General features: G+C 43.9%; 10 protein-coding genes. 4 read left to right on the top strand and 6 right to left on the bottom strand.

The annotated features are described in order from the left end of the window. Positions 1-397 (top strand): tetratricopeptide repeat protein (locus AACT52_RS40060; protein WP_143172968.1); only part of this gene is annotated, 397 nt, incomplete at its 5' end. A 760-nt stretch (positions 398-1,157) separates the two neighbouring features. On the opposite strand, the gene AACT52_RS40065 is transcribed toward AACT52_RS40060, so the two are convergent. Then, complete coding sequence (locus AACT52_RS40065; protein WP_073635669.1) at positions 1,158-3,227, bottom strand: DUF1565 domain-containing protein; 2,070 nt, start codon at positions 3,225-3,227, stop codon at positions 1,158-1,160. Positions 3,228-3,377: 150 nt separating this feature from the next. On the opposite strand from AACT52_RS40065, the gene AACT52_RS40070 reads away from it, so the two are divergent. Further along, a complete protein-coding gene (locus AACT52_RS40070) occupies positions 3,378-4,499 on the top strand; it encodes a thiamine phosphate synthase (protein WP_073635670.1) in 1,122 nt (373 codons plus the stop codon). Then, positions 4,492-4,701: a sulfur carrier protein ThiS gene (gene thiS, locus AACT52_RS40075; RefSeq protein ID WP_073635671.1), complete on the top strand. Its 210-nt coding sequence runs from the start codon at positions 4,492-4,494 to the stop codon at positions 4,699-4,701. Before AACT52_RS40070 ends, thiS begins: the two co-directional genes overlap by 8 nt. Here the strand turns inward: thiS and AACT52_RS40080 are convergent. Further along, complete coding sequence (locus AACT52_RS40080; RefSeq protein WP_073635672.1) at positions 4,698-5,930, bottom strand: glycosyltransferase family 4 protein; 1,233 nt, start codon at positions 5,928-5,930, stop codon at positions 4,698-4,700. The genes thiS and AACT52_RS40080 overlap by 4 nt on opposite strands. 1,096 nt (positions 5,931-7,026) lie before the next feature. Here AACT52_RS40080 and AACT52_RS40085 point away from each other — a divergent pair. Next, positions 7,027-8,025, top strand: coding sequence for a DUF1517 domain-containing protein (locus AACT52_RS40085; RefSeq protein ID WP_073635673.1), 999 nt, complete (start codon positions 7,027-7,029; stop codon positions 8,023-8,025). A 184-nt stretch (positions 8,026-8,209) separates the two neighbouring features. Here the strand turns inward: AACT52_RS40085 and AACT52_RS40090 are convergent, their stop codons facing one another. The 4 genes from AACT52_RS40090 to AACT52_RS40105 form a co-directional block, all read right to left on the bottom strand. After that, on the bottom strand, positions 8,210-9,076 hold the full coding sequence (locus AACT52_RS40090; protein ID WP_073635674.1) for an alpha/beta fold hydrolase: 867 nt from the start codon (positions 9,074-9,076) through the stop codon (positions 8,210-8,212). A 104-nt stretch (positions 9,077-9,180) separates the two neighbouring features. Continuing rightward, a complete protein-coding gene (locus AACT52_RS40095) occupies positions 9,181-11,043 on the bottom strand; it encodes a bifunctional serine/threonine-protein kinase/formylglycine-generating enzyme family protein (protein ID WP_073635675.1) in 1,863 nt (620 codons plus the stop codon). A 557-nt stretch (positions 11,044-11,600) separates the two neighbouring features. Continuing rightward, complete coding sequence (locus tag AACT52_RS40100) at positions 11,601-12,233, bottom strand: HPF/RaiA family ribosome-associated protein (protein WP_073635676.1); 633 nt, start codon at positions 12,231-12,233, stop codon at positions 11,601-11,603. Between the two features lie 90 nt (positions 12,234-12,323). After that, complete coding sequence (locus AACT52_RS40105; protein WP_073635677.1) at positions 12,324-12,989, bottom strand: phosphoribosyltransferase; 666 nt, start codon at positions 12,987-12,989, stop codon at positions 12,324-12,326. Positions 12,990-13,220 lie beyond the last annotated feature (231 nt).

Genomic DNA, 13,220 nt, shown 5'->3' on the forward strand with positions numbered 1-13,220 from the left:
TAGGTACGAGCAAGCTATTGCATCCTACGATACTGCTCTGACACTTGCTCCCAATTACGTCTATGCTCACAACAACAAGGGGATTGCGCTAGAAAGTTTGGCAGACCTACACTCGAGCTTATCGCAGCACACACAAGCACTCTCTAGGTACGAGCAAGCTATTGCATCCTACGATACTGCTCTGACACTTGCTCCCAATGACGTGTATGCTCACAACAACAAGGGGCTTGCGTTACGGAACTTGGGTAACTTACTTAAAGACTTATCTTATGATGATCAAGCCCTCCAGTGTTACCAAGCAGCATTGGTGTCATTTAACCGGGCATTAGATATCGCCCCAAATAATGACAATATTCGGGATTTGAAAGAGCAGATGCAAGAACTGCTTTCAAGCTGATCCAAAATCATTTTAGGAGGGGCTTGTATCCGTTCGGCTGAGCTCACGGCGAAGCCTTGTCTTTTTCGGTAACTACTGGCGAAGATTGGCGTTTTGGAATATAGCGGTTCTGGTGTTGAGTGCAATACATCAAGAAATAAGAACCACAGATGGACACAGATGGACACAGATAAATCTGTACTTCATCCAAACGAGAAGTGCTATATTTCATCGTCAAGAAAAACGAATTTCCCAAGATCTAAAACTTTATCGTGTTCTCGAAGAATTAGAGGAGTAATATCATGTCCGGTTGATTACTTATCATTCCTGAAGAACCCCCTTTCCCCCTATCCCCAGAGGGGACCCCTAGCCCCCGTAAAGCTACGCTTCACGTCCCCTCCCCGCTTGCGGGGAGGGGATAAAGGGGTGGGGTGCAGTCAACGTGGGAATCATAACTAATTAGCCGAACATGATATTACTGCGTCTTCTTGTAGGTATTATCATAAGAGCACCCTCACGACTCAGCAATTGAGATGCTCACCCATGTGGGACTTGGTACAGGGTACTGGGGATTAGGGGAAGCCTCAATCAGAGATTTAAAATTTCTAGATTAAGATAATCTCTTCCCAGTACCCAGTCCCCTATACCCCAATACAGTTCAGATAAGACCAGAACCCTTATCAAGAACACAATGTAGAGACGCGCCATGGCGCGTCTCTACACACATGATTTTTTACACATCAACCTTAACTGAACCGTATTGCCCTATACCCAATCCCTTTTAATTTACTGGCTCAACCACAGCTTTTAAACCGTTGTTATTAAGTATTTTTATGACGTTATCAGCGTTATAGCGAGTGCTGAAGACACCGACTTGCATCACTCCTTTACCACGCCAGACAGTGCGAAAAGCGCCAGGGGCAAGAAATTTAACTAAGTCTTGCTCCTTTTCATTTTGAACTTCAACTACGACTCGGTAACGTAAATTGATTTGACTTTCCCCAGCAGGCGATAAAGATGGATTCGAGACATACGCAGTCGTCGAAGAACTTTGAGCGACTGGTTGTTTTCGCATATTGCCAGTATTGCCCAAAGGGATATTGGAATTGGGAACGGGCAAAAGAGCTGCATTACCGACGGGTGCAGCTTCTAGTGTTGGCAATGACGACTGTCCTTGATACGCTCTTTGTACGGGTACTGGTGCGACTTGGTCATAGGAAGTTGCATTTTGTTGTCGGACTTGACGCCCAGATACCGAGAGGGGAGGACGCGGAGCCATTTGTTCTAAATTCATTGCCTCTGGGGGTTCCTGTGTTCTCGCGTCAACGGTGTTAGCTGCCGCTTGGGGTGCAGTGAATTCTACGGTATTAGAAGAAATACGTACGTAATTCGCTTGCTGTGATGTATTGGATGTATTTGCTGGTGATGGAATTGACCTTGCAGTTGGGGCAACTTGCCGGCTCCTTGTCAAGCTATTAGGAGTTGGCAAGCCAGAATTGGGAGGAGATTGTTTTTGATTGACAGCAGTTGCTCTCAGGGGTGAATTGATCGGCAATAATGGCTGCAATTGATTGTTCAATCGTCCAGAAGCGTTGCTGGAAGACGCGCTTACGGGGAGACGCCCTGACGCTGTTGACGCGCTTAGATTTGCTAAAGAATTCCCACGTTCTTGTATCCTCGGGTTCTCTGCGCTGAGTCCCCCCATTCCCGCGTCGGCTACTGCTGTTGTCCCAGCTAAATCCACCTTGCCATTGATGCGGTTGTTGGCAAGAGTGTTGCCAAAAGCAGGAAAGATTTGCTTGGCGGCGCTGGCGTTAATGTCGTAACGAGCATTGTTGCGAAACTGATTACCGCCTGGTTCAGAGGCAATGCCTAAATTTGGCATCGCTTGAGAAATAGCTACTAAGCCATCTTCTTTGCTGCCTTGAATGAGATTCTTCCGTAGTATTGGGCGAGCATTGGCTTGTACCACAATGCCACTTCTGTTGTATTGAACAGAATTGCCAACCACTATCGGCTGAGCATTTTGAGTAATATTAATGCCAAAGCCCGTTTGTTGAAACACGTTTTCCCGCACTTCCGGTCGAGAATTCCCGGAAATTGTGATTCCATTCGCCCCATTTTGATAAAAGAAATTACTGCGAATGGTGGGCGCACTGTTGCCAGTCACAGCTATTCCATCTTGGGTACTGCCAATAAAGGTATTTTCCACAATGACTGGATTGCTGTATTCAATCCATAAACCGTAACCACGAGGGTTGGGATTAGTTACCGTTACGCCAGTCAACTTCGCTTGGTTTGCGCCTACAATAGTGACGTTTTGACCGCCAAAGGTGCGACTGAGGTAAGCACCTCCTCCTTGGATCACAATACCACGTCCTTTAGTGCGAGAGTCCCCTTGAATGGAAACATTCGGTTTGAGTATCAAAGGAAAACTCTCTCCAGTTGCGTCCGTGTAAGTGCCGCTTGAAAGCATAATGACTGTGTTGGGACCAGCGACTTGTAGCGCCTGGGTGATGGTTTTAAAAGGAGTGCCTTCACCACCATTGCCTACCTTGTCATCCCCGGCACTTGGGTTGACAAAAAGCACGTTAACCTGAGACATTGTTTTGGCACCGATCTGCCCTCTATCTGTTGTTGCGGGCATTTGAGCAATGGCGGCATCAAAGCTTGCCCCAAGCATTGCCATGTATGCCACTCCCATACCAGTGGTGAAACACAAAACGAAAAAACGAAACACTGATAATATTGCTACACTGAGGAATGAATATGGTTTGTGACCTTTGGCAATTAGCTTTACTGGTAAATCGTTTGCCCAATAAGACTTAGGAAAAACGTCGTGGTGAATCACTTTGACTACACTCCTTCAACCAAAAAACTTTTTATACTTTTGTAGACGTAAGTATGTGGATAAGGTTACTCAGATATTGACCTGTTCGCTCTTTTTGATACAAAGTTAAGTTAGTTAAGAATCAATAGAGATGCGAAGAACAGTGTCAATATGAAACAGGCTGGCTGTTACGATGAAAGCAATAATGGGGTTGTTGTAATGGTCGAGCCATACAGCCAAACAGAGCAAATCCAGCAAGTTGTTTACCGCATTTTAGATGCAAATTTAGACCGCGCTCGTGAGGGCTTGCGAATCATTGAGGAATGGTGTCGCTTTGGGTTGAACAACGCCCAGTTAGCTGCCCAATGCAAAAAAGAGCGACAAGAGATAGCTCGTTGGCATACCACACAATTGCGGGCGGCGCGGGATACTCCGGGCGATCCTGGGACTGAGTTAACCCATCCTCAGGAAGAACAACGTACGAACATCAAATCGTTGTTGCAAGCTAACTTCTGCCGAGTGCAAGAAGCTTTGCGGGTGCTGGAAGAATACAGCAAGCTTTACAACCCAAACATGGGGAAAGCTTTTAAGCAGATGCGTTATCGCATTTATACCCTGGAAAGTCATCTGATGGGCAATCATCGGCAGCAACTGCTATCGCGATCGCGCCTGTATTTTGTCACCTCCCCAAATGAAAGGTTGGTGGAAATTGTCGAAGCAGCCCTGAAAGGAGGATTAACGCTGGTACAATATCGCGACAAAATAGCCGATGATACTGTGCGTCTAGAACAAGCTAAAAAATTGCGGCAATTATGCCACGCCTACGGCGCTATTTTTATTATCAATGATCGGGTGGATGTCGCTCTAGCGGTAGATGCTGATGGAGTGCATTTGGGACAACAAGATTTGCCCATTTCTATTGCCCGACAATTACTTGGTCCTCACCGTTTGATTGGTCGCTCTACCACAAACTCGCAAGAAATGCAAGCAGCGATCGCTGAAGGTGCGGATTATGTTGGTGTCGGACCTGTTTATCAAACTCCTACAAAAGAAGGAAAAGCAGCAGCTGGCTTAGAATACGTTAGCTATGCGGCTAAAAATTGTTCCATACCTTGGTTTGCTATTGGGGGAATCGATCCAAATAACATTAATGACGTGATCAACGCCGGAGCAAACCGTGTGGCGGTGGTGCGTAGTCTCATGCAAGCCGATCAACCTACCCTGGTGACACAATTTTTCCTCTCACAGCTAATAAGTCGCATGAAACCAGAATCTGGTATGTCTTATGTCTGATAAGATTACACTTGTTATCAATGGGGAAACTCGTTCCTGCTTACCCCAAACACTACCCGACTTACTCCAACAATTGGGTTTCAATCCCCGCTTGGTGGCAGTAGAGTATAACGGCGAAATTTTACACCGTCAGTTTTGGTCCCAAACAAAAGTACAGCAGGGCGATCGCTTGGAAATAGTCACCATTGTTGGTGGTGGCTAAGTCAATAAACATGAGTAGCCATCAGGAATGTAAATTGAGCGGTGTAAGGTTTTGCGTTTAGCGAATTGTTTTCCTTTACGACCGAGTTGTTCGCGCAGCTTTTGGTCTTGACACAACCGCTTGAAAGCATGAAAAACCTCATAGCCAGAATTGGGATTCACGAGTATGCCATTTTCTTCATGGTGAACTGTATCTACTACACTCCCCAAGCGAGATGCAATCACAGGTTTTCCAAAATAACCCGCTTCTAAACAAACGATTCCAAAACCTCCAATCGAGGCTTTTTTGTTTCCCAAACTCAGCATTGCAAGTATGTCACATGCTGCATAGTATCCGGCTAATTCCCCCTCAGGTACATACCCAGCAAAATGAACCCGTCTCTGTACCCGCAAGCGATTGGCTAGATTTCTCAGCGTAGACTCATCAGGACCTTGCCCACAAAGTATATAGTGAACATCCATCCCCAGAGTCAAGAGGAGTGTTAAATTCTCAATCACGCGATCAAAACCTTTACGCTTGACGAGTCGTCCGACTGAGAGAATAACCACTGCTGTTTCTGGAATGTTATATCCACTCCGCACCCGGACACGTAAATCATCCAAATCATCTTGATGAGCCGAAACACCAAATTTTTCTACTCTAACAGCAGGGTTAATCACATGGGTGGGCGTCTCAACTTGGAAATGGGTAATCAGCTCATCCCGAGTCAAGGAACTGTTACAAACAATTCCTTCGGCTCGTCTGAGGGTGAATTCAAACAGAGAACGCAATACGGGGTTGCGTGACGCCTCAAAAATATCCTTCCCGTGCAGGTAAATAAAAAAGCGAATCGGTAGAAGATAACTTAATACCAAAACAGAAAGAAAATGGTAGCCGTGACCCCATTCAATATACTGATAGCGATAGCGAAAATACAGTTTGATTGCGAGCAGACATGACCAAACCGTATTCAGGAAAGCTTGCAGCATACTTCCCAAAAAACTACCACGCCAGAATTGAGAAATGGGCCAGCGGTATACCGGAAACTTTTGCCCTCTGTCAAATACTTTATCTCCCGAGCAACTAGCCGCTAAAACTATGACTCGCTCTGGGTCTTGCAAGCAGCGATTATAGATATATTCTTCAATTCCACCCTCTTTTGGTTGGAAGCTACGAGATATAACTAGGATGTCCGGATATGACGCAGTTTTGTCTCGGATTGTTGCTCTTATACGTGAAATATTTTCCATCAGACATTTTGATAACTAAACGTCAAAACAGCATAAAAAACCTAGATAAAGTTTTGTGACCTTTGTCATTTCTACTTCCAAATCAATTGAAGGAATCAAAACAATTTTGTTCCAGGTTTTAGGAGCTAATAAATACTTAATATCCTTCACCACAAATTTTAACAAACATGAGCAATTCGTCATTATTCGTTGAATTGACATCACTTTGAATGATGAATTATTAATTATTTTTTTTTACTTTCCTCAATTATGTAACAGCTAAGATGCTTATTTCTTTAGGAAAAAATTCAATTTTTAATGTTTCAATTTCGTTTTTCAAAGCACCCGAAATTTCTCAACTTAACACCCTGATTCTTGAAAAATGAAGCTATCAAAAGTAGATGAACAAAAGCTGATGAACAAAAGATGAAGTTTAAAGGATGTATATACTTACCAGCATAACTTAAGTGCAGGCTATGAGCAAAAAAATTATACTTCATACTTCATACTTCAAATGACTCCTGTTGAGATTTTTAAGGGCTGCTGTTAGTTAGGATATCTTCATACCACTCAAAATATTATGCCAAAATGCCAAAATGCTATCTTTCTTAATTATCTTTTTTGAAAAAATCTTTAAATTAACTTTTTTCTGTAAAAGATATAAATTTTGTTAAAATATATACAGATTTTTAAACAATATTTTTTTACATATTAAAAAATGAAAAAATAAGTAAAAAAAAGGACTAATAAACAAAAAAAATGTATAATATAAAACCATAAAAGTGGGTTGTTCTGCGGTGTATACTTATAGACACAGGAAATAGACACAGGAATTTGGCAAAACAATTGCGGAAAGTGGCGATCGCGAATTGAAAATTTGATTAATATTTTAAATATTCAATTGCTCATGAGGTACGGTTATCTACTCCAGAAATCCCCCCAAAGCCTGCTGCGTGTCCTACATCAGAGACGATACATTTGAAATGTAGCCTGTTAAAGAGCTACTGCCAATCAACCACTCTGTGGGGCTATGGGCTGGCGTTATTGACCAAGCACAACACTCATTCGTGCATTGGGAGATAAAGATAACCAATACTGTTTTTCAACCGACTGTGTCATGGGTAAAAAATTACAACAAGCTATCAAACCCCTCTTAAAATCCCTGTTCCTCGTATGCCTTGTTTTTACATTGGCATTTGGTCATAGTGATGGGGCTCTAGCCGCCAGTGGGGGTAGAATTGGCGGTGGTTCCTTCAGAGTTCCCTCAAGCCGTCCTTACTCGTCTCCTCGCACCTATGCACCTCCCGGTGGAGGTTACGGTGGAGGATACTACGCTCCTCCTTATGGCGGTGGTTTTGGATTTCCCTTCCTGCTTCCTTTTTGGGGAATTGGGGGAGGATTCGGCGGTTTACTGGGCATTTTAGTTTTTATTGCGATCGCCAATTTCCTGTTGCAAACCTTCCGTCGCGTCGCTTCTGGTGACGTTTCTGGTGACAGTGAAGTGGGCTACAGCAGCAACCCTAATGTTTCCGTAACTCGTTTGCAAGTGGGCTTGTTAGCCAGCGCCCGTGATTTGCAAACCGAACTCAACCGCATTGCTGAAACTGCTGATACCAACTCACCAGAAGGTAGAGCAGAAATCCTGCAAGAAGCAAGCCTCGCTTTGCTACGCCATCCTGAATACTGGGTGTACGCAGGTGGTGGTACCCAACAAGCGCGTTTAAATGCAGCTGAAACTCAATTCAACCGTTTGTCACTTGCAGAACGCAGCAAATTTAGTGAAGAAACTCTTTCTAATGTAAACAACCAGCTCAAAGCAGCGACTCCCAAAGATGCTTTACCTGCTGCTGGTGGTGAACTCGACAACCCAACCCGTCTGATTACTGAAGGACCTGGCGAATACATTATCGTCACATTACTAGCTGCGACCTTAGGTAAATACCAGCTACCAGAAGTTAACAGCGCTGACGACTTGCGTCAAGCTTTACGTCAATTTGGTAGCATCCCTGGTGAGCAACTGCTTGCTATGGAAGTTCTTTGGACTCCCCAAGCTTCTGGCGATACCCTCACCTCTGATGATGTGTTAGCAGAGTATCCCGATCTGAAATTGGTCTAAAGGCGTTGCACTGTAAAAGGATAACTCGTGTGGGGTGGGCTGGAAAGCCTGCCCCTATTTTCTTGTTCATGAACAGAGGTTTTGAAAAACCTCTTTTTTCCTTGAATGGAGAACTGCTATCAATTTCCCTAAAAATTGATGTTTTTCGACTCCTTAGCTTCAGTAAAATGTTCCAAGTGAAGTGTTAGGCTGCTAACGCTAAGAACTCACGTATGTACTGGTTAACTAACTGTGGCTTCTCCTCATGAACCCAGTGACCACAACCTGGCACGTAGCGAACTGTCAAGTTTTCTACATAGTTTTCTGTACCAGCAACCAACTCTTTACCCAAAGCTGCATCTTCCTCGCCCCAGATCATCAAAGTTGGCACTTTCAAAACTCCCCAACCTCGATTAACTAACCAGGACTGAAAAAAGTTGCGATACCAATTCACCATTGCAGTCAATGCTCCTGGTTTGGCTGCAGCCTCTTTGTAAATTTGAAGATCTGTAGCAGAAAACACATCTTTATCAACTACGAAATTTGTGAAACCACCTTTGAGGAATTGATAATCTGAGCGACGAAACAAGGCTTCTGGTAGCCAGGGGAGTTGAAACAGAAAAAAGTACCAACTTCGGAGTAACTGTTGCGGGGTTCGCAAGGCAGAAATGATCTTCGCCAGATGAGGAGCATTCATTACAATGAGCTGCTCTACCATTTCAGGATGAGTATAGGCAAATTCCCAAGCAACTGCTCCGCCACGATTATGCCCAACTAGGACACAACTTTCATATCCGAGTCCTTCAATAACTGCTTTCACATCTGAGATCGCATCTTCGACTCTGTAAGCATTTTTGTTTTTGGGTTTGTCGCTATCGTTATGCCCGCGCAGATCAACCGCCACAACCTTGTAGTTTTCAGAAAACTCAGGGATTTGATGCCGCCACGAGTACCAGAATGCAGGGAACCCATGTAGCATTAGCATTAGTTTGCCTTCTCCCTGGATGACGTAATGAATTTTGACCCCGTTGTTATCAATGAAGTTGTGTTGCCTGTTTCCCTGATATTCCATATGCGAGAACTTTGCAGCAAGTAACAATCTTTCCAAAGTCTATCAGGCAGTACTGATTGAACAGTGAACATCTGATCGACATCTGCCATTTGCTGGGTGAGATTTCAAACAGACCAACTCGCTACAACTCGAAAGCCGCATATCCTGAGTCCGCCATCAGGTTCATTCCAGCTACGACTGGCGCTACGACAAAGCACAGAACTGAAACTCCAGGAACCACCGCGAAGCACCCGACGATTATTGTCGCCGCCAACTTCCCAAACTGATCCATCTGTGGGTGCGCCATCGTAATTTTTGTGCCAAGAGTCAGCACACCACTCCCAGACTAACCCATGCATATCATACAAGCCAAAGGCGTTTGCCACCTGAAAACTACCTACAGGTGTTGTTTCTTTTCGGTATTTAGCTTTTTGTTCGTAACTGTGAGTCTCACTTTCACCACAGTTTGCTAATTCAGCGGTAACTGTTTCGCCAAAGTGGAAGGGTGTCGTCGTTCCAGCACGACAAGCATACTCCCATTCAGCTTCACTGGGTAAGCGATAGTGTCGTCCAGTTTTTGCAAACAGCCTTGCACAAAATTCTACCGCTTCGTGCCAAGAAACATTTTCAACTGGTCGATTTGCACCTTTGAATTTGGATGGATAAGGGTTTAAAGATTGTTTGACTTTGGGTAAAGCTGCTACCGCTTTCCATTGTGCTTGAGTCACGGGAAACTTTCCCGCAAAAAAAGGTTTGATAGTCACTTCGTGTTGTGGACGTTCGTCACCATCCCCTTCATCATCTGTTGAACCCATCATAAAAGTACCGCCAGGAATCGCTACCATTTCCAGCGTGACTTCATTACCTAAATTTTCTGCATAAAACTTTGTACTATGACTGTTACGGCTAATTTCATTACCTTGTCCGTCTACTGTTACTAGCTCAAATTCAAAAGTCTCTAAGGAGAATTCTGAGAAGGCTTCTAATTCAGGAATTAGCGTTGTCACTTTCTGTTGTTGAGGCGGTGATTCCGGTTCGGAAATCGCCAAAATAGGTTGTGCAAAAAATTTTGTTGCATTCAAATCTTGCAAAACTTCTATTGCTGATTGATACCTTTCTTTTGCCAAATGTTTCAGCAACTTATCCAGAATTTGCCCTAGGTCATCGCTGATAGTAACCCCTTTTTGCTGTAAATGTTCTCGCCACGACCATTTACCGTTCATAGGATCGTAAAGACTATCATGAATTTGTCCATGAGGATCTTGTAGAGGCAAACAGTGCGTGAGAAGACGCACACAAGTGACTCCTAAGGCGTACAAATCACTCGCCTGACAAGCAAATCCAGCCATTTGCTCGCTAGGTGCATAACCAATTGTATATAGCACCGTAGCTTGTCTTGATAAACTGGTTTGCGTCACTTGCTTGGCACCACCAAAGTCAATCAAAACGAGTTTGCGATCGCTTTGGCGGCGGATAATGTTTTCTGGTTTAATATCTCGATGAATAACGTTACGCTCGTGAATAAATTGGAGAACCGGTAACAAATCAGCTAAAATTTCTCGAATTTGCTCTTCACCAAAGGCTTGTTGCTGAAGTTCTTGTAACAGAGTTTGCCCTTGAATAAACTCTTGTACCAAATAGAGGCTAGAACCTTGTTCAAAGTAAGCAAGTAATCTGGGAATTTGCCAGTGATTTTCTCCCAGTTCATAAAGTCGCTTCGCTTCTTCCTTAAACAATTCTGCTGCTTTCGTACGTTCTGAAGTTCCCTGAACTTGTGGGAAGAATTGCTTGATGACGCAAGGAGCATCTAGTCTATCAACGTCTTGAGCTGCATATGTTCTGCTAAACCCGCCTTCGCCTAATAATCTCAATACACGATAGCGGCTCCTCAGGAGTTTACCAAAGTTGCTTTGTCCACAACTCGTACAAAATATATTGCTGTCAGCGCTGAAGGGATTGGAGCAACTGGGATTTTGACAAATTTGCATAGTGAGCCATGTATCGCATCTTGTCCAAAGTTGGCTCTAAACATGAGCTATTTTTATACATATTTTTTATACATATATGTATATCTACAAATAAATTCTTATCTATCTGCTTGCAGTCGTTGCATAGGCAAAAACAGATGAAAAAAATTTTGTGTTTCCGTTTACGTGGCGTTAGAAGTGTGTAAAGAAGTTTCTAAATATGAGTAAGTATGAGCGGTATGAGCGCACGGATTTCCGCTATGAAAATGATATTAGAATGAAGCTGGTAATTTTGTCAAGTACCTTGGAAAGGAGAGTAGAGGAGAATCATTTCTCGCCAAGAGGAGCCTGAATTCGTATGAGTGCTGAGCCGTTTTTGCTCAGCACTCAGCACTTTTACAGTAGTTTTCTGTAATATCATGTTCAGATAAACACTTATAAAAAACGAATAACCTCACCGACCTACGGCACCCTCTCCTTCTTAAGGAGAGGGTTGGGGTGAGGTAAAGCAGGAATTATAAGTAATTAAGCGGACATGATATAAGGTGTTCTTTGCTCACCAATATCTCAAACGTGTATCATTCTCTCCAACCCAAGGGCGGCTCGATTAGGGTTTGCTCGGACTTGCCGACGCTCGCACCTGGCTTATTCACAATCTGCACTGTGGTTGCCTGGGGACCTTCTTCACCCTCCTCTACGGAAAAACGGACACCTGTACCAATTTCTATGCGGTCAAAGTCGTCATGGAGAACGCTATTGCGGTGGAAGTAGATTTCCTGAGCGTCGTCTATGGTTTTGATAAAACCATATCCTCTGTCTGGAAATAGCTTTGTGACAAGTGCTATAGTCTCCTGCGGGTCATCGTGAGTTTTGGCTTTATCACTCTCTTGCTGGCGCTTGGAGAGTTTTCTCAGCTGCTGAACCGCCGCTTTAAATGCATCTCGAACGACTGCATCCAGTGGCGCATACTGGTTAGTGTCTGATGGGTTGCTTTCGGCTACAAGTTCGTGTCCAGGTGGTACCGTAATATCAATTCGCACTCGGTAGGGAGAACCAGTACGCGGGCGATCGTGTATCTTTTCTATTGCAATATGGCAGCTACTAATGTAGTCGCAAACTTGCTCTAGTTTGCCAATTTTTTCGTTGACTAAGTTATCAATGGCATCACTTTTGTCTACATTGCGATAAGTAATTTCTGGTGCTACTTTCATAATGCGTGATTTAAGTTTCTAAATTTTCTTTGTACACAAGCCCCAGCAGCCTTGCGCGTGTACCGAGGTTTGAGTGGAAATGACATTCATCTATGCGCCGATCGCTGTTGTCTTTTGGCTGTTTGCAGCCTTATCTAGTAGAACCCTGACTTCTTCATCGGTTGTTTGCGGAAAGTCTTCGTACCACAAACCAACGCTGTAGAAGGGACTCGGTGTCGCTGCGCAAACAACTTCATCTACTTTGGATTGAAATTCTTGACAAGTTTCGGATGCAGAAACTGGTACGGCAACTATTATCTTGGCGGGTTTTTGTTGCTGCAATGCCACAACAGCCGCACGCATAGTTGCACCCGTCGCTAAACCATCATCTACTAAAATCACAGTACGTTCATGCAGGCTTGGGACGGGGCGATCGCCACGATAAAGGCGTTCGCGTCGCTCTAGTTCCTGTTGTTCTTTTGCGACTACCTGGTTAATAGCTGCCTCGGATATACCAAGCGATCGCACAATATCTTCATTCAAAACTCGCACTCCACCAGAGGCAATAGCTCCCATTGCGAGTTCTTGTTGTTCGGGTACACCGAGTTTGCGTACCACAAAAACGTCTAAAGGGGCATTTAATGCTTTAGCAACTTCAAAAGCGACGGGAACACCCCCCCTTGGGAGCGCTAACACCAGCACATCTTGGCGGTTAGCATAAGCTGCCAACTCTTTAGCCAAAATTTGACCTGCTGCCTTTCGGTTTTTATATAGCATAGTGTAGCGCTCCTTTTTCGTTTTTAAAGGAATGAGTTTTTAAGTATAAAAGCGCATCCTTCTTTGGTTACCTTTTCATGTTGAATTTTGGCTGTTGGGTTCTCAGTTTTTCCTTATTGGTCTTATGCACTAATATTAAAAACTTATAAATTTCCTTTCCTCTGACTAATGGAGGGTTGTGTTAGTTTTATCAGTCTACTTAGGGAATGAAATAAAATGCAGATCCAAATA

Origin of the sequence: Scytonema sp. HK-05 (assembly GCF_963872035.1) — a bacterium.
Classification (GTDB): domain Bacteria; phylum Cyanobacteriota; class Cyanobacteriia; order Cyanobacteriales; family Nostocaceae; genus Kalymmatonema.